This window comes from Pseudomonas sp. M1 (genome assembly GCF_022760135.1).
In the GTDB taxonomy this organism is placed as follows: Bacteria; Pseudomonadota; Gammaproteobacteria; order Pseudomonadales; family Pseudomonadaceae; genus Pseudomonas; species Pseudomonas citronellolis.
Genome location: NZ_CP094343.1, coordinates 122,589 through 146,784, shown reverse-complemented (window position 1 = coordinate 146,784; position 24,196 = coordinate 122,589). Strand labels below are relative to the sequence as shown.

19 protein-coding genes are annotated in these 24,196 nt (G+C 65.7%); 7 read left to right on the top strand and 12 right to left on the bottom strand.

What is annotated here, in order from left to right:
* The first annotated feature begins 9 nt into the window (after positions 1–9).
* On the top strand, positions 10–513 hold the full coding sequence (locus PM1_RS00685) for a hypothetical protein (protein WP_009613979.1): 504 nt from the start codon (positions 10–12) through the stop codon (positions 511–513).
* Between the two features lie 17 nt (positions 514–530).
* On the opposite strand, the gene PM1_RS00680 is transcribed toward PM1_RS00685, so the two are convergent.
* Positions 531–1,565, bottom strand: coding sequence for an AraC family transcriptional regulator (locus tag PM1_RS00680; RefSeq protein ID WP_009613981.1), 1,035 nt, complete (start codon positions 1,563–1,565; stop codon positions 531–533).
* A gap of 106 nt (positions 1,566–1,671) precedes the next feature.
* Between PM1_RS00680 and PM1_RS00675 the strand changes: the two genes are divergently transcribed.
* On the top strand, positions 1,672–4,062 hold the full coding sequence (locus PM1_RS00675; RefSeq protein ID WP_009613983.1) for a penicillin acylase family protein: 2,391 nt from the start codon (positions 1,672–1,674) through the stop codon (positions 4,060–4,062).
* A gap of 408 nt (positions 4,063–4,470) precedes the next feature.
* Here the strand turns inward: PM1_RS00675 and PM1_RS00670 are convergent, their stop codons facing one another.
* The 8 genes from PM1_RS00670 to PM1_RS00635 all read right to left on the bottom strand — a co-directional run bounded on the left by PM1_RS00670 (position 4,471) and on the right by PM1_RS00635 (position 13,574).
* A complete protein-coding gene (locus tag PM1_RS00670) occupies positions 4,471–5,343 on the bottom strand; it encodes an ABC transporter permease subunit (protein ID WP_009613985.1) in 873 nt (290 codons plus the stop codon).
* The gene (locus PM1_RS00665; protein ID WP_173427895.1) at positions 5,340–6,221 is read right to left on the bottom strand and encodes an ABC transporter permease subunit; all 882 of its coding nucleotides are present in this window, start codon (positions 6,219–6,221) and stop codon (positions 5,340–5,342) included. Before PM1_RS00665 ends, PM1_RS00670 begins: the two co-directional genes overlap by 4 nt.
* A 26-nt stretch (positions 6,222–6,247) precedes the next feature.
* The gene (locus tag PM1_RS00660) at positions 6,248–7,402 is read right to left on the bottom strand and encodes an ABC transporter ATP-binding protein (RefSeq protein WP_009613989.1); all 1,155 of its coding nucleotides are present in this window, start codon (positions 7,400–7,402) and stop codon (positions 6,248–6,250) included.
* A gap of 55 nt (positions 7,403–7,457) precedes the next feature.
* Positions 7,458–8,531 (bottom strand): polyamine ABC transporter substrate-binding protein, encoded by a 1,074-nt coding sequence (locus tag PM1_RS00655; RefSeq protein ID WP_178132450.1) that lies wholly within the window; start codon positions 8,529–8,531, stop codon positions 7,458–7,460.
* Between the two features lie 245 nt (positions 8,532–8,776).
* Entirely contained in the window at positions 8,777–9,877 is a 1,101-nt protein-coding gene (locus tag PM1_RS00650) for a polyamine ABC transporter substrate-binding protein (RefSeq protein ID WP_009613994.1), read from the bottom strand.
* 116 nt (positions 9,878–9,993) lie between these two features.
* Positions 9,994–11,358: an aspartate aminotransferase family protein gene (locus PM1_RS00645; protein WP_009613995.1), complete on the bottom strand. Its 1,365-nt coding sequence runs from the start codon at positions 11,356–11,358 to the stop codon at positions 9,994–9,996.
* 62 nt (positions 11,359–11,420) lie between these two features.
* Positions 11,421–12,779 carry a glutamine synthetase family protein gene (locus PM1_RS00640; protein WP_009613996.1) on the bottom strand — a complete coding sequence of 453 codons (1,359 nt, stop codon included), beginning with the start codon at positions 12,777–12,779 and terminating at the stop codon, positions 11,421–11,423.
* Positions 12,780–12,821: 42 nt separating this feature from the next.
* Positions 12,822–13,574 (bottom strand): gamma-glutamyl-gamma-aminobutyrate hydrolase family protein, encoded by a 753-nt coding sequence (locus PM1_RS00635; protein WP_009613997.1) that lies wholly within the window; start codon positions 13,572–13,574, stop codon positions 12,822–12,824.
* A 277-nt stretch (positions 13,575–13,851) separates the two neighbouring features.
* Between PM1_RS00635 and PM1_RS00630 the strand changes: the two genes are divergently transcribed.
* The 5 genes from PM1_RS00630 to aguA all read left to right on the top strand — a co-directional run bounded on the left by PM1_RS00630 (position 13,852) and on the right by aguA (position 19,502).
* Positions 13,852–15,228, top strand: a complete 1,377-nt coding sequence (locus PM1_RS00630) for a glutamine synthetase family protein (RefSeq protein ID WP_009613998.1) — start codon at positions 13,852–13,854, stop codon at positions 15,226–15,228.
* A gap of 162 nt (positions 15,229–15,390) precedes the next feature.
* On the top strand, positions 15,391–16,449 hold the full coding sequence (locus PM1_RS00625; protein WP_009613999.1) for a polyamine ABC transporter substrate-binding protein: 1,059 nt from the start codon (positions 15,391–15,393) through the stop codon (positions 16,447–16,449).
* A 91-nt stretch (positions 16,450–16,540) separates the two neighbouring features.
* Positions 16,541–17,173, top strand: a complete 633-nt coding sequence (locus PM1_RS00620) for a TetR/AcrR family transcriptional regulator (protein WP_009614000.1) — start codon at positions 16,541–16,543, stop codon at positions 17,171–17,173.
* 278 nt (positions 17,174–17,451) lie between these two features.
* Positions 17,452–18,333 carry an N-carbamoylputrescine amidase gene (gene aguB, locus PM1_RS00615; RefSeq protein ID WP_009614001.1) on the top strand — a complete coding sequence of 294 codons (882 nt, stop codon included), beginning with the start codon at positions 17,452–17,454 and terminating at the stop codon, positions 18,331–18,333.
* A 65-nt stretch (positions 18,334–18,398) separates the two neighbouring features.
* Positions 18,399–19,502: an agmatine deiminase gene (gene aguA / locus PM1_RS00610; protein ID WP_009614002.1), complete on the top strand. Its 1,104-nt coding sequence runs from the start codon at positions 18,399–18,401 to the stop codon at positions 19,500–19,502.
* Positions 19,503–19,845: 343 nt separating this feature from the next.
* Here aguA and PM1_RS00605 read toward each other — a convergent pair whose 3' ends face one another.
* From PM1_RS00605 to desA, 3 genes are all read right to left on the bottom strand, one after another.
* Positions 19,846–21,210, bottom strand: a complete 1,365-nt coding sequence (locus PM1_RS00605) for an OprD family porin (RefSeq protein ID WP_009614008.1) — start codon at positions 21,208–21,210, stop codon at positions 19,846–19,848.
* A gap of 596 nt (positions 21,211–21,806) precedes the next feature.
* A complete protein-coding gene (locus PM1_RS00600) occupies positions 21,807–22,778 on the bottom strand; it encodes a GGDEF domain-containing protein (RefSeq protein WP_009614010.1) in 972 nt (323 codons plus the stop codon).
* A 126-nt stretch (positions 22,779–22,904) separates the two neighbouring features.
* The gene (gene desA, locus PM1_RS00595; protein WP_009614012.1) at positions 22,905–24,086 is read right to left on the bottom strand and encodes a delta-9 fatty acid desaturase DesA; all 1,182 of its coding nucleotides are present in this window, start codon (positions 24,084–24,086) and stop codon (positions 22,905–22,907) included.
* Positions 24,087–24,196: the final 110 nt, after the last annotated feature.

The window sequence follows — 24,196 nt, the reverse complement described above, 5'->3', positions numbered from 1 at the left end:
GAGCCTCCCATGCCGCTACGCCCCACCCTCGCCCTGTGCGCCCTGCTCAGCCTGCCGCTGCTGGCCAGCGCCGACGACCAGGTGCCCAGTCCCGACCAGGTGATGTCCGAGCACAAGGCGGAGATCGACAACCGCCTGGCCGACATCGACTACAAGCGCAAACGCATCGTCGAAGCCAACATGAACCTCACCGGCAAGGAAGGCGAGGCGTTCTGGCCGATCTACAACACCTACCGCAGCGAGGCCGAGAAGCTGAGCAAGCAGCACTTGGCGCTGATCCTCGACTACGCCAAGTCCTACAACACCGGCAAGGTCTCCGACAAAGACGCCAGCGCCCTGCTCAAGCGCGCCGAGAAGCTCCAGCAACTGCGCCTGGACCTGCGCAACCGCTACATCGCGCGCATGGCCAAGGCCGTCTCGCCGACCCGCGCCATGCGCTTCCTGCAGATCGAGACGCAGCTCGACGCCATGGCCCTGCTGGACATGGCCAGCGAGATCCCGCTGGCCGAATGAGCCCGGCGCGGGACGCCTCAGTGCGCCTGCGCCATCTCCTGCAAACGCCGCCGGTACACCTCCGGCGGCACCCCGAACCAGCGCCGGAAGGCGCGATAGAACGGCGACAGCTCGGCGAAGCCGCAGGTCCGCGCCACTTCGCGGATGGCCACGCCTTCGGCCAGCAGCTCGGTGGCGCGCTGGCGGCGCACTTCCTCGTGCAGTTCGCGGAAACCGCTGCCCTGCCCGGCCAGGCTGCGCTGCAAGGCGCTGGCCGGCAGACCCAGCAGCTCGGCGCAGGCCTGCAGGGTGCAGGGTTCGCGGCCCAGGCGGTGGGCCAGCAGGTAGCGTAGGCGGTTGAGCAGGTCGTTCTCCTGCAGGCGCTGCAGTTCTTCCTCCGCATAACGGGTGAGCACGCCGTGCAAGGCGGCGTTGGCCGTGCGCGACGGGCGCCGCAGCAGGGCGCGCGGGAACAGCAGGGCGTCGTGTGCGCAGGCGAACCGCGGCGTCAGCCCGAACAGCCGGCGGTGCTCGGCCAGGCGCCGTGGCGCGGCATGGCGGAACTCGATGGCGGAACAGGCGAACTCGTCGTCGCTGACCGCCTTCAGCAACTTGATGAACAGCAGCAGCAGGCATTCCATCTGCTGGCGCAGCGGCGGGCAGTCGCGGTAGTGGATGTCGAGGACCAGCCGCGCCTGCTCGCCCTCCTCGCGCAACTGCGCGGCCAGGCCGCCGGAGAGGATGTGCTGGAAGCGCAGGAAGCTGTGCAGCGCCTGCTCCAGGTCGCGGCTGGCCAGCAGCAGATAGCCGACCACATCGAGCAGGCGCGGCTTCATCGCCTCGGCCAGGTGCAGGCCGATGTCGACATCGCCGCTCAGCTCCGGCAGCGCCGCCCAGAACAGCGGCACCTCGTCGTGCAGCAGGCGGCCGTCGGCGCTCACCGGCGCCAGGCGCACGCGCCGCAGCGCCTGGCGGTAGATGCGCGCCGGCTCCAGCCCCAGGCTGGTAAGCGCCTCGTAGAGCAGGCGGCGCAGGGTGGCCGAATGGGTGAGTGGCGCGCTGGCGAGGGACATATGGCCTCCTTTTGACCGAAGACTTTCAGCTTGCGCGCGTTTGGTCAATGAAAGCGCCCGGCGCGAATGCGCAGAATCCGCCCAGAACAACAAGGAGAGCCGCTACATGAAACGCACGTTGACCGTTCTTGCCGTACTGGTGGCGGCCGCTGCCGCCGGGGGCGCCTGGTACCTGCATGGCAAGCAGCCGATCCGCGACGGCCTGGCGGGGCTGCCCGGGCTGCAGGCCGAGGTCGAGGTGCGCTACGACGAGCGTGGCGTGCCGCACATCCGTGCGCAGAACGAAAGCGACCTGTACCGCGCCCTGGGCTACGTGCACGCCCAGGACCGGCTGTTCCAGATGGAGATGCTGCGCCGCCTGGCCAAGGGCGAGCTGGCCGAGGTGCTGGGGCCCAAGCTGGTGGACACCGACCGCCTGTTCCGCACCCTGCGCCTGCGCGACCATGCCGCCGAGTACGCCGCCCGCCAGGACCGGCAGTCGCCGGCCTGGAAAGCCCTGGAGGCGTACCTGGACGGCATCAACCAGTACCAGGCCAGCCACCCGAAGCCGCTGGAATTCGACGTGCTGGGCATTCCCAAGCGGCCCTTCACGGTGGAGGACACCCTCGCCGTGTCCGGCTACCTGGCCTACAGCTTCGCCGTGGCCCTGCGCACCGAGCCGGTGCTCACCTACATCCGCGACGACCTGGGCGCCGGCTACCTGAAGGCCTTCGACCTGGCCTGGCACCCCGAGGGCGTGCTGCAACGCCCCACCGCGCTGGCCGCCGGCGACTGGAAGGACCTCGGCGCCCTGGCGCAGATCAGCCAGCAGGCCCTGGAAGCCGCCGGCCTGCCGCAGTACGAGGGCAGCAACGCCTGGGTGGTCTCCGGCAGCCGCACGCGCAGCGGCAAGCCGCTGCTGGCGGGCGACCCGCACATCCGCTTCGCCGCGCCCTCGGTGTGGTACGAGGCGCAGCTCAGCGCCCCCGGCTTCGAACTCTACGGCCACCACCAGGCCCTGGTGCCCTTCGCCATGCTCGGCCACAACAAGGACTTCGGCTGGAGCCTGACCATGTTCCAGAACGACGACATGGACCTGGTGGCCGAGAAGACCAACCCGGCCAACCCCGAGCAGGTCTGGTACCACGGCCAGTGGGTGGACCTCGCGCGCGAGGAGCAGAGCATCGCGGTGAAGGGCCAGGCGCCGGTCAAGCTGGTGCTGCGCAGCTCGCCCCACGGGCCGATCGTCAACGACGCCCTGGGCGCCGCCTCGGGCAAGACGCCCATCGCCATGTGGTGGGGCTTCCTGCAGACCGAGAACCCGCTGCTGGACGCCTTCTACCACCTCGACCGCGCCGACACCCTGGACAAGGCCCGCGCCGCCGCCGCGCAGATCCACGCGCCGGGGCTCAACGTGGTCTGGGCCAACGCCCGCGGCGACATCGCCTGGTGGGCCTCGGCGCAACTGCCGAAGCGCCCGGCCGGCGTCGATCCGAACTTCATCCTCGACGGCAGCACCGCCGCGGCGGACAAGGACGGCTTCTACCCCTTCGTCGAGAACCCCCACGAAGAGAACCCGGCGCGCGGCTACATCGTCTCGGCCAACTTCCAGCCAGTGCCCGCCAACGGCCGGCCGGTGCCCGGCTACTACAACCTGGCCGACCGCGGCCAGCGCCTGGACCGGCACCTGGCCGACGCCTCGGTGAAGTGGGACCTGCAGAACAGCCAGGCGCTGCAACTGGACACCGGCACCGACTACGGCCCGCGCACCCTGGCGCCGCTGCTGCCGAGCCTGCGCCAGGTGGCGAGCGGCGAGCAGGAGAAGGCGCTGGTGGAGCAGCTGGCGGCCTGGAAGGGCGACTACCCGCTGGATTCGCTGGCCGCCACCCTGTTCAGCCAGTTCCTCTACCAACTGGCCTACGGCGCCATGCACGACGAAATGGGCGACGCCTTCTTCAACACCCTGCTGAGCACCCGGGCCATCGACAGCGCCCTGCCACGGCTGGCCGCCGACGATGCCTCGCCCTGGTGGGACGACCGCGCCACGGCGCAGAAGGAAAGCCGCGCGGACATCGTCAAGGCCGCCTGGCAGGCGAGCCTGAAGCACCTGCGCGACACCTTCGGCCAGGACCCGGCCAATTGGCAATGGGGCGCGGCGCACACCCTCACCCACGTGCACCCGCTGGGCATGCAGAAGCCGCTGGACCGCCTGTTCAACATCGGCCCCTTCGCCGCGCCCGGCGGCCACGAGGTGCCCAACAACCTCTCGGCGCCCATCGGCCCGGCGCCCTGGGCCGTCACCTACGGGCCCTCGACGCGGCGCCTGGTGGACTTCGCCGACCCCACCCACGCCCTGGGCATCAACCCGGTGGGCCAGAGCGGCGTGCTCTTCGATGCGCACTACAGGGACCAGGCCGAGGACTACGTCGAAGGCCGCTACCACGCCGAGCATTTCGCGCCCGACGAGGTCGCCGCCAACAGCCACGGCCTGCTCAGGCTGGTGCCGCAGGCACGCTAGGCCGCGCCAGAAACGACGAACCCCGCAGCATGCGGGGTTCGTCGTTTCCGTGAGAAGGGACTGCGGGAGGCGCCGAAGCTCCCTGGCGCGTTATTCCCCCTAGGGATAACTATTGGGGTGTTGTATTGGGCGCCACCTCCCGCCTGGGTGCTGTGGAAAGCACTGGCAAATTGCCCGGGATCACGGAGGCCGACCAAGCTGCGGGGAATAGCCGGCAACCGCCAACGGACACACTGAATAGTAGTTGGCAAATGCAGGGAAGTTGCGGCGATTAGCTGTCAGATTCTTCTGAGAAGACCGACTCTTCTTGCCCTTCGGCATATGTCCGTCTCCCCCAAAAACATGGGCCACCCGAAGGTGGCCCATGGTTTTCGCAGGCACCGGCTGCAGCCGGCCGACAAGACGACCTCAGACGGTGGCCGGCGAACCTTTCTGCCAGTCGGTGGCCGTGGCTTCCATGGCCTCCTGGACGGCACGCTTGCGGCGCTCCTCGGCCTGGCGGGTGAAGTACCAGGCGAAGAAGGTGAACAGCGAGACGGTCAGCAGGATCAGGCTGGCCACCGCGTTGATCTCCGGCTTCACGCCCAGGCGCACGGCGGAGAACACTTCCATCGGCAGGGTGGTGGAGCCGGGGCCGGAGACGAAGCTGGCCAGCACCAGGTCGTCCAGCGACAGGGCGAAGGACATCATGCCGCCGGCCGCCAGCGAAGGCGCGATCATCGGGATGGTGATCAGCAGGAACACTTTCCAGGGCTTGGCGCCCAGGTCCATGGCCGCTTCCTCGATGGACAGGTCCAGCTCGCGCAGGCGCGCCGACACCACCACCGCCACGTAGGACGAGCAGAAGCTGGTGTGGGCGATCCAGATGGTGACGATGCCGCGCTCCTGCGGCCAGCCGATCAGCTGGGCCATGGCCACGAACAGCAGCAGCAGCGACAGACCGGTGATCACCTCGGGCATGACCAGCGGCGCGGTGACCATGCCGCCGAACAGCGTACGGCCGCGGAAACGCGGGATACGCGTCAGCACGAAGGCCGCCAGGGTGCCCAGGATCACCGAGGAGACCGCCGTGTACACGGCGATTTCCAGGGAGCGGAACACCGAGCTGATCAGTTGGGTGTTGTCCAGCAGGCCGACGTACCACTTCACCGACCAGCCGCCCCACACGGTCACCAGCTTGGAGCCGTTGAACGAGTAGATGACCAGGATGACCATCGGCACGTAGATGAACAGCAGGCCGAGGACAAGCATGATGTTGGAGAAGGACCAACGCTTGTTCATACCTTGCCCTCCAGTTCTTTGGCTTGGTTCTTGTTGAACAGGATGATGGGCACGATGAGGATCGCCAGCATGACCACCGCCAGGGCGGACGCCACCGGCCAGTCACGGTTGTTGAAGAACTCCTGCCACAGCACCTTGCCGATCATCAGCGTCTCGGGGCCGCCGAGCAGTTCCGGGATGACGAATTCGCCCACCGCCGGGATGAACACCAGCATGCAGCCGGCGATGATGCCGTTCTTCGACAGCGGCACGGTGATCTTCCAGAAGCTGGTGAAGTTGCGCGCGCCCAGGTCGGAAGCGGCCTCCAGCAGGCTCATGTCGTGCTTCACCAGGTTGGCGTACAGCGGCATCACCATGAACGGCAGGTACGAGTAGACGATACCGATGTACACCGCCAGATTGGTGTTGAGGATGGTCAGCGGTTCGTTGATCACCCCCAGCCACATCAGGAAGCCGTTGAGCAGGCCGTTGTTGGACAGGATGCCCATCCAGGCGTACACGCGGATCAGGATCGCCGTCCAGGTCGGCATCATGATCAGCAGCAGCAGCACGGTCTGCATTTCCTTGCTGGCGCGGGCGATGGCGTAGGCCATCGGGTAGCCGATCAGCAGGCACAGGAAGGTGCTGATCGCCGCCATCTTCAGCGAGCCCAGGTAGGCGTCGATGTAGAGCGGGTCGTCCGTCAGCATCAGGTAGTTGCCGAGGTTCAGCACCAGTTGCAGGGTCTGGTCGGCGTACTGGAACACCTCGGTGTACGGCGGGATGGCCACGTCCGCTGCCGCCAGGCTGATCTTCAGCACGATGGCGAAGGGCAGCAGGAAGAACAGGAACAGCCAGATGAACGGCACACCGATCACGGCGTGCCGGCCACGCGGCAGGCGCTTCATGAGCGATTTGCTGATGTTCATGATTGCAGCACCACACCGCTGTCGTCGTACCAGCTGATGTACACCGGCTGGTCCCAGGTCGGGCGCGCCACGTGGCGCTCGGCGTTGGCCATGAAGGCCTGGACGATCATTCCCGAGGCCAGCTTGATGTAGTACACCGAGTGGCCGCCCAGGTAGGCGATGTCGTAGACGGTGCCCTGGGCCCAGTTGAAGCCTTCGTGCTCGAGGTTTTCCGGCTTCTGCGCGCTGACCATGACCTTCTCCGGACGCAGCGCGTAGGTGATGCGCTTGTCTTCGGCGCGGGTGCTGATGCCGTGGCCGATGTAGATCGGGTTTTCCAGCTGCGGGCAGGCGATCACTGCGTGGTCCTGCAGGTCCTCGACCAGTTGGCCGTCGAACATGTTGACGTTGCCGATGAACTCGCAGATCAGGCGGCTGGCCGGGGTCTCGTAGATGTCCATCGGGCTGCCGATCTGCTCGATGCAGCCCAGGTGCATGATGGCGATGCGCTGGGCCATGGTCATGGCCTCTTCCTGGTCGTGGGTCACCATCACGCAGGTCACGCCGACGCGCTCGATGATCTCCACCAGTTCCAGCTGCATCTGCGAGCGCAGCTTCTTGTCCAGGGCGCCCATGGGCTCGTCGAGCAGCAGCAGCTTCGGCCGCTTGGCCAGCGAACGGGCCAGGGCCACGCGCTGGCGCTGGCCGCCGGAGAGCTGGTGCGGCTTGCGCTTGGCGTACTGGGTCATCTGCACCAGCTTGAGCATTTCCTCGACGATCTTGTCGATCTCGGCCTTGGGCAGGCCGTCCTGCTTCAGGCCGAAGGCGATGTTCTGCGCAACCGACATGTGCGGGAACAGCGCGTAGGACTGGAACATCATGTTGATCGGCCGCTCATAGGGCGGCAGGTCGGTGATGTCCTGGCCATCCAGGAAGATGCGACCTTCGGTCGGCCGCTCGAAGCCGGCCAGCATGCGCAACAGGGTGGATTTACCGGAACCGGAACCGCCGAGCAATGCGAAGATTTCGCCCTTCTTGATGGTCAGGGAAACACTGTCCACCGCAAGGGTTTCGTCGAACTGCTTGGTGACCCGGTCGATTTTTACCAACACCTCTTTGGGCTGCTGGTCGCCCGCGAGGGCTTTCTTGTAGGCACCGGAGGCTATAGCCATTTACCACAACTCCCAACTTTTGGACGCCCGGCCCCCGCGGCCGGGCGTACTTGGATTACTTACCGGACTTGATCTTGGTCCAGGAACGGGTCATGAGGCGCAGGATCTTCGGCGGCAGCTCGTGCTGCACGAAGAGCTTGTCGAGTACTTCCTGAGGCGGGTAGACCTCGGGATTGTCGCGCACGGACTCATCCATGAATTCGCCAGCCTTGGGGTTCGGGTTGGCGTAACCGACGTAATCGCTGACCTTGGCGATCACCTCGGGCTTGAGCAGGTAGTTGATGAAGGCGTGGGCCTCTTTCGGGTTCGACGCATCCTTCGGGATGGCGAGGATGTCGAACCACAGGTTGGCGCCTTCCTTCGGAATCGCATAGGCGATGTTCACACCCTTGCCGGCTTCCTTGGCGCGGTTGGCGGCCTGGAACACGTCGCCGGAGAACCCGGCGGCGACGCAGATGTTGCCGTTGGCCAGGTCCGAGATGTACTTGGAGGAATGGAAGTAGGTGACGTAGGGGCGAACCGCCATCAGCTTGGCCTCGGCCTTCTCGTAGTCGGCCGGGTTGGTGCTGTTGGGGTCCAGGCCCAGGTATTTGAGCACGGCCGGCATCATTTCGTCGCCCGAATCGAGGAAGGCGACGCCGCACTGGCTGAGCTTCTTCATGTTCTCGGGCTCGAAGAGCACGGCCCAGGAGTCGATCTTGTCGACGCCGAGCACGGCCTTGACCTTGTCGACGTTGTAGCCGATGCCGTTGGTGCCCCACAGGTAGGGCACGCCGTAGAGGTTGCCCGGGTCGTTGGCCTCGAGTTGTTTCATCAGGTGCGGGTCGAGGTTCTTCCAGTTCGGCAGCTGGCTCTTGTCCAGCTTCTGGAAGGCGCCGGCCTTGATCTGGCGGCCGAGGAAGTGGTTGGACGGCACCACGATGTCGTAGCCGGTGCGGCCGGCCAGCAGCTTGCCCTCGAGGGTTTCGTTGGAGTCGAAGACGTCGTACACCGGCTTGATGCCGGTTTCCTTCTCGAAATCGGCCAGAGTGGTCTCGCCGATGTAGTCGCTCCAGTTGTACACGTGGACGGTCGGCTCGGCCTGCGCAACGGCGGCGCCCAGGCCCAGGGTCGAGATGGCGGCGATCAGGGTTTTGCGGAAGGGAATGCGCACACGTCGGTCCTCTCTGTTGTCATGAAGCTTCTTTGTGTTGGCGTTTACAGCTTGCCCGGGCCTTCCGTGGCGCGCGCGAGCGCTTCTGCAGCCCTAGCTGCAACCAACGGCCATCCCACTGCAGATGATCCGTGCCTGCAGAGCGGTGGCGGGCCTGCGACCGCGCCGCCACCACCCTGCGCCCTGCCCGGCCGTTCGGGACGAACGACCGGGCCGGGGCGTCACTTGCCGGACTTGATGGTGGTCCAGCTGCGGGTCATCAGGCGCTGGGTCTTCGCCGGCAGGTCCGGGAAGGCGTACAGCTTCTTCATGACCGCGTCGCTCGGGTAGATGCCCGGGTCGTTACGGATTTCCTCGTTCACCAGCGGAGTGGCCGCGGAGTTGGCGTTGGGGTAGGAAACGGTATCGGAGATTTCCGCGATCACCTTCGGCTCGAGCAGGAAGTTGATCCACTTCAGAGCGCCTTCGGGGTTCTCGGCGTCCTTCGGAATGGCCACGGTGTCGAAGAAGGCGCCGGCGCCTTCCTTCGGAATGTGGTAGGCCACCTTCACGTTGTTCTTGGCTTCCACGGCGCGGGACTTGGCCTGGTAGATGTCGCCCGAGTAGCCGATGGCGACGCAGATGTTGCCGTTGGCCAGGTCCGAGATGTACTTGGAGGAGTGGAAGTAGGTGATGTACGGACGGATCTTCAGGAACAGCTCTTCGGCAGCCTTGATTTCCTTGGGATCCTGGCTGTCCGGCTTGTAGCCCAGGTAGTGCAGGGCCGCGGGGATCATCTCGGTGGGCGAGTCGAGGAAGCTCACGCCGCACTGTTTCAGCTTCTGGATGTTCTCGGGCTTGAACACCAGGTCCCAGGAATCCACCGGGGCGCCGTCGCCCAGGGCGGCCTTGACCTTGTCCGGGTTGTAGCCGATGCCGATGGTGCCCCACATGTAGGGGATGGCGAACTTGTTGCCCGGGTCGCTGACCTCGAGGGTCTTCATGATGTCCGGGTTCAGGTTCTTCCAGTTCGGCAGCTTGTCGCGGTCCAGCGGCTGGTAGACGCCGGCCTTGATCTGCTTGGCGAGGAAGGAGTTCGAGGGAACCACCACGTCGTAGCCCGACTTGCCGGCCAGCAGCTTGGCCTCCAGCACTTCGTTGCTGTCGTAGACGTCGTAGACGACCTTGATGCCGGTGGCCTTGGTGAACTCGTCGACCGTGTTCGGGGCGATGTAGTCGGACCAGTTGTAAACGTGCAGTACCTTGTCATCGGCCTGTGCCATACCGGCCACAGCGCCCGCCAGAGTCACGGCGAGCAGGGTCTTGCCGAAGGTTTTGAACATGCGGGTAGCTCCAATTGTTTTTGATGTTCCGGGTGGCGTCGGCGGCTTTCCGCCTTCACCACCCGGTGAGCCTGGCCAACGCACAGGCGCAGTCTGTCAAAGGTCCGGTGAAAGACTCAAGACAGCGCTACGGCGGCGGTTTGATCGAGGCACTTGCGCGCCAGGGTGATCAACTCGTCGATCTCCGGCTTGGTGATGACCAGCGGCGGCGAAATAATCATAGTGTCTCCCACCGCGCGCATGATCAGGCCGTTGCGGAAGCAGTGCTCGCGGCACAGCATCCCCACGCCGTTCTCGAAGCGCTCGCGGGTCTTCTTGTTCTTCACCAGCTCCAGCGCGCCGACCATGCCGACGCCGCGGGCCTCGCCCACCAGCGGGTGGTCGGCCAGTTCCTGCCAGCGCTTTTGCAAGTAAGGTGCCGTTTCCGCCTTCACGGTCTCGACGATCTTCTCCTCGCGCAGGATGCGGATGTTCTCCAGGGCCACCGCCGCGGCCACCGGGTGACCAGAGTAAGTGAAGCCGTGGTAGAACTCGCCACCCTCATTCAGGGTATCGACGATCTCGTCGCGGACGATTACGCCGCCCATGGGGATGTAGCCGGAAGTCAGGCCCTTGGCGATCGGCATCAGGTCCGGGGCGTTGCCGTAGTACTGGCTGCCGAACCATTCGCCGGTACGGCCGAAGCCGCAGATGACTTCGTCGGCGATGAACAGGATTTCGTACTTGGCGAGGATCTCGCGGATCTTCGGCCAGTAGGTGTCCGGCGGAACGATCACGCCGCCGGCGCCCTGGATCGGCTCGGCGATGAAGGCGGCGACGTTCTCCTCGCCGACTTCAAGGATCTTCTTCTCCAGCTGCTCGGCGGCCCAGACGCCGAACTCTTCCGCCGACATGTCGCCGCCCTCGCCGTACCAGTAGGGCTGGGCGATGTGCACGATGCCCGGGATCGGCAGGTCGCCCTGGCTGTGCAGGGCCTTCATGCCGCCGAGGCTGACGCCGGCGACGGTGGAGCCGTGGTAGCCGTTCCAGCGGCCGATGACCACCTTCTTCTGCGGCTTGCCCTTGATCGACCAGTAGTGGCGGACCATGCGCAGCACGGTGTCGTTGGACTCCGAGCCGGAGCCGGTGAAGAACACGTGGTTCATGCCTTCGGGGGCGATGTCGGCGATGGCCTTGGCCAGTTCCAGCGCCGGCGGGTGCGCGGTCTGGAAGAACAGGTTGTAGTAGGGCAGCTCGAGCATCTGCTTGTAGGCGACCTCGGCAAGCTCCTTGCGACCATAGCCGACGTTCATGCACCACAGGCCGGCCATGCCATCGAGGATCTTGTTGCCCTCGCTGTCCCACAGGTACACGCCTTCAGCCTTGGTGATGATGCGCGCACCCTTCTCGTTCAGTTGCTTGTAGTCGGTGAACGGAGCCAGGTGGTGTTCGCGGCTGAGCGCCTGCCAGTGTTGGGTCTGGGCGCTGGTCTGTTTCGTCATTTTGGTAAAACCTCTCTGTAATGAACACGGGGCCCGGCCGGCAGGGCCGAGCCCCACGCCGATCAGACGGACAGCAGGAGGAACTCCCGCTCCCAGGAACTGATCACCCGCTTGAAGTTCTCGTGCTCGGCGCGTTTCACCGCGACGTAGCCGCGGATGAACTTGCTGCCCAGGTACTGTTCAAGGGTCTTGCTGCCTTCCATGGTTTCCAGTGCCGCCTCGATGGTCAGCGGCAGGCGCAGATTACGTCGTTCGTAGCCGCGGCCCTTGACCTGGGCACTGGGTTTGATGCCTTCGACCATGCCGATGTAGCCGCACAGCAGGCTGGCGGCCAGGGCCAGGTAGGGGTTGGCGTCGGCGCCGGCCAGGCGGTTTTCCACGCGGCGGTTCTCCGGGTTGGAGTCCGGCACGCGCAGGCCCACGGTGCGGTTCTCCTCGCCCCACTCGACGTTCACCGGCGCCGAGGTGTCGGGCAGGAAGCGGCGGAACGAGTTGACGTTCGGGGCGAACAGCGGCAGGGCCTCGGGGATGAAGCGCTGCAGGCCGCCGACGTGGTGCAGGAACAGCTCGCTCATGGTGCCGTCGGCATTGGAGAAGATGTTCTTGCCGGTCTTGATGTCGACGATGCTCTGGTGCAGGTGCATGGCGCTGCCCGGCTCGCCGGTCATCGGCTTGGCCATGAAGGTCGCGGCCACGTTGTGCTTGAGCGCGGCCTCGCGCATGGTGCGCTTGAACACCAGGATCTGGTCGGCCAGGTCGAGGGCGTCGCCGTGACGGAAGTTGATTTCCATCTGCGCGGTGCCTTCCTCGTGGATCAGCGTGTCCAGGTCCAGGCCCTGGGCCTCGCACCAGTCGTACATGTCCTCGAACAGCGGGTCGAACTCGTTCGCCGCGTCGATGGAGAAGGACTGGCGGCCGGTCTCCTGGCGCCCGGAACGGCCCACGGGGGCCTGCAGCGGGTAGTCGGGGTCGTCGCTGCGCTTGGTCAGGTAGAACTCCATCTCCGGCGCCACGATCGGCTTCCAGCCCTTGTCGGCGTAGAGCTTGAGCACGCGCTTGAGAATGTTGCGCGGCGACAGCTCGATGGGGTTGCCGAGCTTGTCGTAGGTGTCGTGGATGACCATCGCGGTGGGCTCGATGGCCCAGGGAACGAGGAACACGGCATTCTCGTCCGGGCGGCAGACCATGTCGATGTCGGCCGGGTCCAGCAGGTCGTAGTAGATGTCGTCCTCGACGTAATCACCGGTCACGGTCTGCAGGAGCACGGACTCCGGCAGGCGCATGCCCTTCTCGTTGAGGAATTTGTTGGTCGGCGCGATCTTGCCCCGGGCAATCCCGGTCAGGTCGGCGATCATGCATTCCACTTCGGTGATCTTGCGTTCCTTCAGCCAGCCGGTCAGCTGGTCTAACTTGGTAGTCATAAAGACCTCAGGGTTTTGAGAGCCCGGCCCCAACCGCCGGACTCAACGTTGCCTCGCCCTCTTGCCGCAGGCTTTGCCGAATGCCTGGAAGATGGCGAGATAGTTGGGATTGGATCGGACCTGCCACTCCGGGTGCCACTGCACACCGAGGGCGAAGGCCGTGGCGCCTTCTACGGAGAAGGCCTCGACCAACCCGTCAGGCGCCAGTGCTTCTACGCGAAGGCCCGGCGCCAGACGTGCAACGCCTTGGCCATGAATGGAATTGACCTGGATCTGCGCCGGCAAGCCGATGCCGGCGAGAATGCCGCCCGGCTGCACGTCGACGACGTGGCGCGGGGCGTACTGCACCTCGACCGGCTGGTTGGCCGGCTCGCGGTGGTCCATGAAGCCTGGAGTTTCGTGCACCTTCTGGTGCAGCGTGCCGCCTAGAGCCACGTTGATCTCCTGGAACCCGCGGCAGATGCCGAGCAACGGCACGCCGGCGGCGATCGCAGCGCGAATGAGCGGCAGTGTAGTAGCGTCACGGGCGATGTCATGCAAAGTGCCTGCATCGCTCTCGGGGCCACTATAATGATGGGGCTCGACGTTCGACGGTGATCCGCTGAACAGCAGCCCATCGAGGCTGGAGAGCAAGGTGTCCTGGTCAAGCGATTCGCCCAGGGCTGGAATGATCAGCGGTAGACCATTGGCCCCGGCCACCACGGCACTGACGTATTTGTCACCGACGGTATGGCTGGGTTTATGACCGACTTGCCTGACGCAGGCGGTCACGCCGATTAACGGCAGGCGAGACATGGGACACCCGTGCTTGTAAGTGTTATGGGTTGCGACCGAGCTTAGCGCTGTTCATTTTTTTACACAATAGTCCTGTAAAAAATTGCACACGCCTCTCTGAACATCCCATGGCAGCACGCTTTCACGGCCCCTGAGACAGGCCGAAATGCCCCAGGAATGGCCACCTTGCACCATCAGCGGGCAGGAAGTGGCGCTATTGACATCAACAGGCCTTTCGGATTGACTCACAGCCTAGCCCCCGCATGATTGATATTTTTAACAATAAAGGTGTTGCACCATGTCGGTACCCCCGAGTGCCGTTCCGCTCTCAGAAGCGACCGAGTTCCTCAAGGAACACCCCGAGGTCCAGTTCGTCGACCTCCTTATTGCAGATATGAATGGCGTGGTTCGCGGCAAGCGCATCGAGCGCAGCAACCTGCCGAAAGTCTACGAGAAAGGCATCAACCTCCCCGCCTCGCTGTTCGCCCTCGACATCACCGGCTCCACCGTTGAAAGCACCGGCCTGGGCCTGGATATCGGCGACGCCGACCGTGTCTGCTATCCCATCCCCAACACCATCGCCATGGAACCCTGGCAGAAGCGTCCGACCGCGCAACTGCTGATGACCATGCATGAAATGGAAGGCGAGCCGTTCTTCGCCGACCCACGCGAGGTACTGCGCCAGGTCGTCCAGAAGTTCACCGACATGGGCCTGTCCATCGTCGCGGCCTTCGAGCTGGAGTTCTACCTGATCGACCAGGAGAACGTGAACGGCCGTCCGCAGCCGCCGCGCTCGCCCATCTCCGGCAAGCGCCCGCAATCGGTGCAGGTCTACTCCATCGACGACCTCGACGAGTACGCCGACTGCCTGCAGGACATCATCGACGGCGCCCGCGCCCAGGGCATCCCGGCCGACGCCATCGTCAAGGAGAGCGCCCCGGCGCAGTTCGAGGTCAACCTCCACCACGTCAACGACGCGCTCAAGGCCTGCGACTACGCGGTGCTGCTCAAGCGCCTGATCAAGAACGTGGCATACGACCATGAAATGGACTCGACCTTCATGGCCAAGCCCTACCCGGGCCAGGCCGGCAACGGTCTGCACGTCCACGTGTCGCTGCTGGACAAGGATGGCAAGAACATCTTCGCCAGCGAGGATCCCGAGCAGAACGCCGCGTTGCGTCACGCGATCGGCGGTGTGCTCGAGACCCTGCCCGCCTCCATGGCCTTCCTCTGCCCGAACGTCAACTCCTACCGCCGCTTCGGCTCGGCCTTCTTCGTGCCGAACGCGCCGAGCTGGGGCCTGGACAACCGCACCGTGGCGCTGCGCGTGCCCACCGGCGCGCCGGAAGCGGTGCGCCTGGAACACCGCGTGGCCGGTGCCGACGCCAACCCCTACCTGCTGCTGGCCGCGGTCCTCGCCGGCGTCCACCACGGCCTGGTCAACAAGGTCGAGCCGGGCGCGCCGATCGAAGGCAACGCCTACGATCAGCTGGAACAGAGCCTGCCGAACAACCTGCGCGATGCCCTGCGCGAGCTGGACGACAGCGACGTGATGAACAAGTACATCAGCCCCGAGTACATCGACATCTTCGTCGCGTGCAAGGAACACGAGATGCAGGAGTTCGAGTATTCGATCTCCGACCTCGAGTACAACTGGTACCTGCACACCGTATAAGCAACACCCCAGGCGACGCCGGCCCCGCGCCGGCGTTCGTCTGACCGCCTTGCCCGCCGGGCGGGCGCCCCGCCGTACCCTGCTCTGCCGCACCACGCTGCAACCAAGCCCCGGGATGGCCGCCGGCCGTCCATGCTGTGCCTTGACATAGGGAGAATGCCAATGCCACGCCTGCTCGCCCCGCTGTTGCTGCTGCTCTGCCCGCTGTTCGTCCAGGCCGAGGACGTCATCCGCGTCTACAACTGGAACGACTACATCGCCCCGGAAGCGCTCAAGGACTTCGAGAAGGCCAGCGGCGTCCGCGTCGAGTACCACACCTATAGCACCGCCGAAGAACTCAAGCAGGCGCTGCGCTCCGGCGAGAAGATCGACGTCGCCGTCCCCTCCCACAACGACCTGCCGCAGCTGATCAAGGACAAGCTGATCCAGCCGCTGGACTTCACCCGCCTGCCCAACCGCAGCCACCTCGACCCGCAGCTGATGAGCAAGCTGGCCGCCGTCGACCCCGACAACCGCCACGCCGTGCCCTACCTGTGGGGCGCCGTGGGCCTGGCGGTGAACCAGCCGCAGGCCGAGAAGGCCCTGGGCGGGCCGGTGCCGGACAGCTGGAGCCTGCTGTTCGACCCGCAATACAGCGCGCGCCTGAAGAGCTGCGGGCTGAGCCTGCTGGACGCGCCCGACGAGACCTTCTCGGTGCTGATGAACTACCAGGGGCGCAACTTCGCCCGCAGCGCGCCGACGCAGATCCGCCGCGCCGGCCAGGTGCTCGAGGCGCTGCGCCCGAACCTGCGCTACATCGACAGCGAGCGCTACATCCAGGACCTCAACGACGGCAAGCTGTGCGTGGCCATGGCCTGGGTCGGCGACGCCCTGCACGCGGCCCGCGCCGGGCAGCCGGTGCACTTCGTGGTGCCGCAGGAAGGCTCGGTGCTGTTCATCGACAACCTGGTGGTGCCCAGCAGCGCCCAGCACCCGGACCTGGCCCTGCGCTTCATCGACTTCATGCTGCAACCGAAGGTCGCCGCCCAGGTCACCGCCGCCACCCTCTACCCCAATGCCAACGTCGACGCCGCGGCCTTCCTCGACGCCGAGCTGCGCCAGCAGCCGGGCCTGTACCCGGACCAGGAGACCAAGCGCCGCCTGTTCGCCCTGGAAACCGCCCCGGAGAAGACCGCCCCGGTCCTCAAGGAAACCTGGGACAAGCTGCTGGCCGACCACTGACGGCCAGCGGCGCGCCGCGCGCCAGGGCCTGCGAACTTGCTCCGGACGCATGAGCTGGCGTCCAATAGCCCGCTCATGCCCGGAGAACGCCATGCCCGCCCCCACCAGCTCCCGCAAGCCCCGCGCCAGCAGCCAGGCGCGCATCGCCAGCATCCTCGACGCCGCCCGCGCGCTGCTCGCCGAAGACGGCACCGCCGGCCTGTCGATCTACGCCGTGGCGGAGCGGGCGGACATACCGCCGTCCTCGGTCTACCACTTCTTCCCCAGCGTGCCGGCGCTGCTGCAGGCGCTGACCGGCGAAGTCCACGCCGCCTTCCGCGCCTGCCTGGCGGCGCCGGTGGACCACGATGCCCTGCGCGACTGGCGCGACCTCTCGCGGCTGGTGGAGGAGCGCATGCTCGCCGTCTACGCCGGCGACGCCGCGGCGCGCCAGCTGATCCTCGCCAGCCACGGCCTGGCCGAGGTGACCCTCGCCGACCGCCAGCACGACATGGAGCTGGGGCGCTCCATGCAGGCCCTGTTCGACCACCACTTCCACCTGCCCGAACTGCCCCGGGACATCGAAGTGTTCAGCCTGGCCATGGAACTGGGCGACCGCGTCTACGCCCTCTCGGTGCAACGCCACGGGCGCATCGAACCGCGCCTGGCCGAGGAAGGGATGCGGGTGTTCGATGCCTATCTGTCGCTGTATCTGCCGCCCTTCCTACCTAAACGGCAGCTATAGGAAAACGGCAGCTGTAAGCGGCAAGCCTCAAGCTGCAAGCAAGAGCCGCTTTCGCTTGCGGCTTGAAGCTTATCGCCCACAGCTTTAAGTCCGATATTTATCTGTCTTTTTATCGGATTCGATGCCGCGATAGAGAAATACCGCTTCAAAAGTCGATTTTTATCGGATATAAATCGCCCCAGCGCTGCGAAAGACGTCGACCTCACACCTTCTCGCAGCACCCCACGGCCGCCGCCCAACCCGGAAGGCCGATAAGTATCCGAATAAAAAGGTGTTCCATGACCCGTACCGTCACCGTCGCCGCCACCCAGATGGCGTGCTCCTGGGATGTCCAGGCCAATATCGCCAACGCCGAGAAGCTGGTGCGCCAGGCGGCCGCCCAGGGCGCGCAGATCATCCTGATCCAGGAACTGTTCGAGACCCCCTACTTCTGCCAGAAGCCCAACGCCGACTACACCCAGCTGGCCACCCCGGTGGAAGAGAACCCGGCGATCCTGCACTTCCAGAAGGTCGCCGCCGAGCTGAAAGTCGTGCTGCCGATCAGCTTCTTCGAACGCGCCGGCCGCGCGCGCTTCAACAGCATCGCCATCATCGACGCCGACGGCAGCAACCTGGGCGTCTACCGCAAGAGCCACATCCCCGACGGCCCCGGCTACCACGAGAAGTACTACTTCAACCCCGGCGACACCGGCTTCAAGGTCTGGGACACCGCCTACGCGCGCATCGGCGTCGGCATCTGCTGGGACCAGTGGTTCCCCGAGTGCGCCCGCAGCATGGCGCTGATGGGCGCCGAGGTGCTGTTCTACCCGACCGCCATCGGCAGCGAGCCGCACGACGCCAGCATCACCTCCCACGACCACTGGCAGCGCGTGCAGCAGGGCCATGCCGGCGCCAACCTGATGCCGCTGGTGGCCTCCAACCGCATCGGGAAGGAAGCGCAGGACGGCTACGACATCACCTTCTACGGCTCCTCCTTCATCGCCGATCAATTCGGCAAGAAGGTCCAGGAACTGAACGAGACCGAGGAAGGCATCCTGCTGCACAGCTTCGATCTGGACGCCCTGGAGAAGATCCGCACCGCCTGGGGTGTGTTCCGCGACCGCCGTCCGAACCTATACTGGCCGATCGCGACCCTCGACGGAGAGAACCTCTCCGAATGACCTCGCGCGGCGGGAGGCGGTCCCTTCCGCCGCTTCGTCCGTAGCTGCCCGCATCTGGTGACCCCATGACCACTCTGACCAGTACCCCCCGCGCCGATGGCTTCCGCATGCCGGCGGAATGGGAACCCCACACCCAGACCTGGATGGTCTGGCCCGAGCGCCCGGACAACTGGCGCCTGGGCGGCAAGCCGGCGCAGGCCGCCTTCAGCGCCGTGGCCGAGGCCATCGCGCGCTTCGAGCCGGTCACCGTCTGCGTTTCCGCCGCGCAGTTCGAGAACGCCCGCGCGCGCCTGAGCGACGCCATCCGGGTGATCGAGATCAGCAACGACGATGCCTGGGTGCGCGACACCGGGCCGACCTTCGTGGTCGACGACCAGGGCGGCGTGCGCGGCGTGGACTGGACCTTCAACGCCTGGGGCGGCCTCGACGGCGGCCTGTACTTCCCCTGGCTGCGCGACGACCAGGTGGCGGCGAAGATCCTCCAGGTCGAGCGCTGCGATCGCTACCGCACCGAAGGCTTCGTGCTCGAGGGCGGCTCCATCCATGTGGATGGCGAAGGCACCCTGATCACCACCGAGGAATGCCTGCTCAACCGCAACCGCAACCCGCACCTGTCCCGCGAGGAGATCGAGCAGGTCCTGCGCGAGCACCTGGCGGTGGACAGTGTGATCTGGCTGCCGGACGGCCTGTACAACGACGAGACCAACGGCCACGTCGACAACTTCTGCTGCTACGTGCGCCCAGGCGAAGTGCTGCTGGCCTGGACCGACGACGCCAACGACCCCAACTACCCGCGCTGCCAGGCCGCCATGCGCGTGCTGGAGCAGGCCCGCGACGCCAAGGGCCGCCAGCTGGTGGTGCACAAGATGCCGATCCCCGGCCCGCTGCACGCCACCGAGGAAGAGTGCGCCGGCGTCGACCTGGTGGAAGGCAGCCAGGAGCGCGATCCGTCGATCCGCCTGGCCGGCTCCTACGTGAACTTCCTGATCGTCAACGGCGGCATCGTCGCGCCGAGCTTCGACGACCCGAAGGACGCCGAGGCCAAGGCCATCCTCCAGCGCGTGTTCCCCGAGCACGAAGTGGTGATGGTGCCGGGCCGGGAAATCCTCCTGGGCGGCGGCAACATCCACTGCATCACCCAGCAGCAACCGGCGCCGCAGAAGCGCTGAGCCGGTAGCTGCCAACGAAAAGGCCGTCTGCCCGCGAGGGGAGACGGCCTTTTTCGTCACGGCGTGCATCGCCATGCCCTGTGCCGGCCGGATCGCGGACAAGGTCCGCTCCTACGGTTCCAGGGAGCACGGCTTTTCGTAGGATGGCGTTGAGCGAAGCGATACCCATCGTCATGCCCGACCGGGCGCCGGTGTTCCGGCCGGCGGCGTATAACCGCGAACGGTTATACGCCCTACGCTCCCACGCCATTCCCATGTAGGAGCGCGCCCTGCGCGCGAAATCGCGGGCAGGGCCCGCTCCTACAGGTCCCCCTCCGGCGCGCTCCTACGGAAAGCCCCAGGCCTAGAACAGCGGCAGGGTGTAGCTGACGATCAGGCGGTTCTCGTCCTGGTCGCGCTGGGCCGGGGTGGCGCCCTGGGCCGGCAGGCCGCTGCGCAGCGAAGCGTTCTTCCAGGTGAAGCCCAGGCCCTTGAAGGTGCCGTCCGGGATCACGTAGGCCAGGCTGATGTCGCGCTCCCACTCGCTCTGGTCGCCGCGGGCGGTGTCGATGTTGTCGCCGCGCAGGTACAGGGCCTGGAAGGTCAGGCCCGGCAGGCCGGCCTGGGCGAAGTCGTAGCCGTAGCGGGCCTGCCAGGTACGCTCACCGGCGCGCAGGAACTTGCCGATCTGCACGTCGGTGATCAGGTAGGCGGTGGCGCCGTCGCCGTTGTTGATGAACGGGAAGTCGCTGTCGCCGCTGAGCTGCTGGTAGCCGACGCCGAAGCTGTGGCCGCTGACGATGTAGGTGAACAGGCCGCTGTAGGCCTTGTTGTCGACCTCGCCCTTGGTCACGCCGTTGCCGTAGTAGCCGGAGGTGTAGTAGCGCGAGTCGTGGCTGTTCTTGCCGTCGTCGCTGCTGTTGAAGTAGCGCAGGTCGGTCTTCAGCACGCCCGGGCCGATCGCCCAGTTGTGCTGCAGGCCGAGGAAGTGCTGTTTGTAGAAGTCCTGCAGGTTGCCGTAGTAGTACTGCAGGGTCAGGTCCTTGGTCAGCTTGTAGTCGACGCCGCCGTAGTAGAACTTGTTGACGAACTCGCCGGTGCGCGCGTTGTTGGCGCCGGCGATGGACAGGCCCTCGTTGTTGCTCGAACTGCGGCCCTTGGTGTGTTCCAGCTGGCCGCCGATCAGGGTCAGGTCCTTGAACTCGTTGGAGGTGATCTGACCGCCCTCGAAGGTCTGCGGCAGCAGGCGGCCGTCGTTGTAGGTCACCACCGGCAGCTTGGGCAGCAGGGTGCCGTAGCGCAGTTCGGTGGAGGAAACCTTCACCTTGGCGGTCGCCCCCAGGTGCGAGAAGTCGTCCACCGCGCGGCCATCGCCATCGGTGGGGAACACGGTGCCCGAGAAGCTGGAGCTGGTCGGGTTGTAGTGGGTGCCCTTGCCGCTGTCCAGGCGCACGCCCAGCAGGCCCAGGGCATCGACGCCGAAGCCGACGGTGCCTTCGGTGAAGCCGGAGGTGTAGTTCAGCAGGAAGCCCTGGCCCCACTCCTCCTGCTTGCTCGGCTCGGCGGTGCCGTTGCGGTTGTCGCTGTTGATGTAGAAGTTGCGCAGGGTCAGGCTGGCCTTGCTGTCCTCGATGAAGCCGCCGGCGCTGGCCAGCGGAACATGGGCGCCAAGGGCAGCGGCCGCCACGGCCAACGCCAGGGTGGATTGCGTGATGTTACGACTCTTCATTGGTAATCCCCATTTATTGATCTTGTGTGAAGTCGGCAAAGCGCCAGGCGCCGCGTGGCGCGAATCCCACCGGACAGCCGCGCGGCCGGGCACGGCCCGGGCCTGCAGGCGAACGGCGGTCGTCAGATCGGTCGCCCCTGGGCGGGGTCTCTACGTGGGCAGGCAGGCAGGAAGGAACTTGCGGAAAGGCATGGCAGCGTCATGGTGAATGCTCGTGTCTTGTTCTTGTGGGCGAAGCCTGAGGCTTCACCCCGACATGGCAATCCGCGGGCCAATCGGCCCGGCACACCCCGACACGTGGATTGGCGCGGGTTGGCGTCCCGTAGCCTGGTCCTTCGCTGCGCGCTGGTCAGCGGAAATCCGCCACCTTTCCCGGCCTGGCTGGCGGTTTGTCGCCATGCTCGCCGGACTTCATTGCCTGGACCCTGCGGCCACGCTGGGGGCAACGATAAGCAATCGGAAATAAATCCAAAAAGAATTAATTATTAAAATGTAATTCCTTATTGGAATAAATAATGCGCCCGTATCCCTTCCCGGTCCATTTCCCGGAAGGGGTACGCGCAGGGCGCAAGAGAGGCAGTGGGCCGGGGAGCCGATCAGGCCTGTTCGATACGGTCCTTGCCGTTGCGCTTGGCCTGGTAGAGCGCGGCGTCGGCCCGGCCGTAGAGCGCCGAGAGGTTTTCGTCGTGGGGCTGCAGCAGGGTCAGGCCCTGGCTGACGCTGATACCGAAGGTCTGCTCGTCTTCCTTGAAGCGCAGCCGCTGCACCTCGCGCTGCAGGCGCTCGCCGATCTGCCGGGCGGTCACCTGGTCGCAACCGGGCAGCAGCACGGCGAACTCCTCGCCGCCGATGCGGCCGAACAGGTCGCCGCGGCGCAGCGCCCCGGAGGCGCACTGGGCCACGCGCTGCAGCACGCGGTCGCCGACCTGGTGGCCATAGCGGTCGTTGACCTTCTTGAAGTCGTCCACGTCCAGCAGCAGGAAGGCCAGGGCCGTGCCGGCCTGCTTGGATTCGTTGAAGGCTTGCTCGGCATTGTCGAAGAAGTAACGGCGGTTGCTGCTCTGCGTGAGCACGTCGGTGGTGGCCAGGCGCTGCAGCTCGCTTTCCAGGTGTTTCTTGTCGGTGATGTCCTCGGCGATGCCGACCACCATCAGCGGCAGGCCCGCCTCGCTGTGCTGGCTGATGAAGCACTTGTCGCTGAGCCAGCGCACCTCGCCGTCGGCGCGCAGGATGCGGTACTCGCGCTGCTCCACGGCGCCGCGCTCGAGCACCTGCAGCAGGCTGCTGGCGGCGTAGTCGAGGTCGTCGGGATAGATGGCGTTGAGCCATTCGTTGTAGTCGGCCAGCAGCAGGGCCGCCGAGCGGCCGAAGATGCTTTCGTAGGCGGGGCTGACGTAGACCATGCGCTGGGCCTGCCAGTCGAAGGCCCAGAGCACCGCATTGACGCTGGCCAGCAGGGCGCTGAAGAGTTGCTCGCGTTCTTTCAGGCGCTCCACCTCGGCGCGGCTGTGCAGCAATGCCAGCAGCGCTTCGTCGAGATCCTGCGGCGCCCTGTACCTATCGTCCATGTCTCAGCTTCCCAGAACTAATCGAGAGGTCTATGACCGCAAAATTAGCTAAGCGCTCGACAAAAAAAGAAAAAGCCCGCCGAACGGCGGGCTTTTTGTGATGCACATCTCAGTTATCAGGCCAACTCAGACAGCCGGGCGCAGCGAGTAGGTCTTCAGCTGTTCGGCGAAGTCGCGCAGCGACTGGATGCCGCTGGCCTCGGCCTCCTGCACCCACTGCTTGATGGCGGCCAGCATGTCGTGGCCGTTGGCGCTGGTCTTCTGCCAGATCTGCTGCAGCGCCAGGCGCTTCTCGTAGATCACCTGCAACGCCTGGCTGTGCTGCAGCAGGCGCTCGATGCGCGCGTGGTGGCGCTCCTCCAGCAGGCTGGTCTCGCGCGAGAGCAGGCGCTTGCCGCGGCGGAACAGGTGGCGCACCGAGGCATCGGCCTTGGCCAGCTCCTGCTTGACCAGCGGGCCGATCACCAGCTTGCGGTACTGGGCCATGATCTGGAAGCGGTTGTTGAGGATAGCCATGGCGGTATCCATGTCCAGGCTGCCCTTGCCTTCCACCCGGTGGGCGATCGGCGCCACCCGCGCCACCTTGGCCAGGCGCAGGAAGCAGAACAGCTTGATCCAGGCCCAGCCCAGGTCGAACTCCCACTTCTTCACCGACAGCTTGGCCGAGTTCGGGTAGGTGTGGTGGTTGTTGTGCAGCTCCTCGCCGCCAATGACGATGCCCCAGGGCACCAGGTTGGTGGCGGCGTCGCGGCACTCGAAGTTGCGGTAGCCCACGGCGTGGCCCAGGCCGTTGATGACACCGGCCGCCCAGAACGGGATCCAGGCCATCTGCACGGCCCACACGGTCAGGCCGAGGGCGCCGAACAGGGCCACGTCGATCAGCACCATCAGGGCGATGCCGCCCAGCGGGAAGCGGCCGTAGAGGTTGCGCTCCAGCCAGTCGTCCGGGCAGTTCTTGCCGTAGATGCGCAGGGTGTCGGCGTTCTTCGCTTCCTCGCGGTAGAGCTCGGCGCCCTTGCGCAGCACGGTGCCCAGGCCCTTGTACACGGGGCTGTGCGGGTCGTCTGCGGTCTCGCACTTGGCGTGGTGCTTGCGATGGATGGCGGTCCACTCGCGGGTGTTCATCCCGGTGGTCATCCACAGCCAGAAACGGAAGAAGTGTTGCAGCGCCGGATGCAGCTCGAGGGCGCGGTGGGCGGAATAGCGGTGAAGGTAGACCGTCACGCTGACGATGGTGATGTGGGTGAGCACCAGCGTGACCACGATCAGTTGCCACAGCGGCAGGTCAAGGAAACCGTTGTACCACATGAATGATAATGAACCTCGGAAATGGTCGGCAGCCCAGGCAAGGGCCAGCTCGCATTATCACCAAGCGCGGCGGGAAAACCATCCGGTCTTTTTGATATGAACCGGGGCCA

Coding starts and splice junctions, on each gene's coding strand:
- PM1_RS00685 (WP_009613979.1), top strand. CDS start 10: ATGCCGCTACGCCCCACCCTCGCCCTGTGCGCCCTGCTCAGCCTGCCG.
- PM1_RS00680 (WP_009613981.1), bottom strand. CDS start 1,565: ATGTCCCTCGCCAGCGCGCCACTCACCCATTCGGCCACCCTGCGCCGC.
- PM1_RS00675 (WP_009613983.1), top strand. CDS start 1,672: ATGAAACGCACGTTGACCGTTCTTGCCGTACTGGTGGCGGCCGCTGCC.
- PM1_RS00670 (WP_009613985.1), bottom strand. CDS start 5,343: ATGAACAAGCGTTGGTCCTTCTCCAACATCATGCTTGTCCTCGGCCTG.
- PM1_RS00660 (WP_009613989.1), bottom strand. CDS start 7,402: ATGGCTATAGCCTCCGGTGCCTACAAGAAAGCCCTCGCGGGCGACCAG.
- PM1_RS00650 (WP_009613994.1), bottom strand. CDS start 9,877: ATGTTCAAAACCTTCGGCAAGACCCTGCTCGCCGTGACTCTGGCGGGC.
- PM1_RS00645 (WP_009613995.1), bottom strand. CDS start 11,358: ATGACGAAACAGACCAGCGCCCAGACCCAACACTGGCAGGCGCTCAGC.
- PM1_RS00640 (WP_009613996.1), bottom strand. CDS start 12,779: ATGACTACCAAGTTAGACCAGCTGACCGGCTGGCTGAAGGAACGCAAG.
- PM1_RS00635 (WP_009613997.1), bottom strand. CDS start 13,574: ATGTCTCGCCTGCCGTTAATCGGCGTGACCGCCTGCGTCAGGCAAGTC.
- PM1_RS00630 (WP_009613998.1), top strand. CDS start 13,852: ATGTCGGTACCCCCGAGTGCCGTTCCGCTCTCAGAAGCGACCGAGTTC.
- PM1_RS00625 (WP_009613999.1), top strand. CDS start 15,391: ATGCCACGCCTGCTCGCCCCGCTGTTGCTGCTGCTCTGCCCGCTGTTC.
- PM1_RS00620 (WP_009614000.1), top strand. CDS start 16,541: ATGCCCGCCCCCACCAGCTCCCGCAAGCCCCGCGCCAGCAGCCAGGCG.
- aguB (WP_009614001.1), top strand. CDS start 17,452: ATGACCCGTACCGTCACCGTCGCCGCCACCCAGATGGCGTGCTCCTGG.
- aguA (WP_009614002.1), top strand. CDS start 18,399: ATGACCACTCTGACCAGTACCCCCCGCGCCGATGGCTTCCGCATGCCG.
- PM1_RS00605 (WP_009614008.1), bottom strand. CDS start 21,210: ATGAAGAGTCGTAACATCACGCAATCCACCCTGGCGTTGGCCGTGGCG.
- PM1_RS00600 (WP_009614010.1), bottom strand. CDS start 22,778: ATGGACGATAGGTACAGGGCGCCGCAGGATCTCGACGAAGCGCTGCTG.
- desA (WP_009614012.1), bottom strand. CDS start 24,086: ATGTGGTACAACGGTTTCCTTGACCTGCCGCTGTGGCAACTGATCGTG.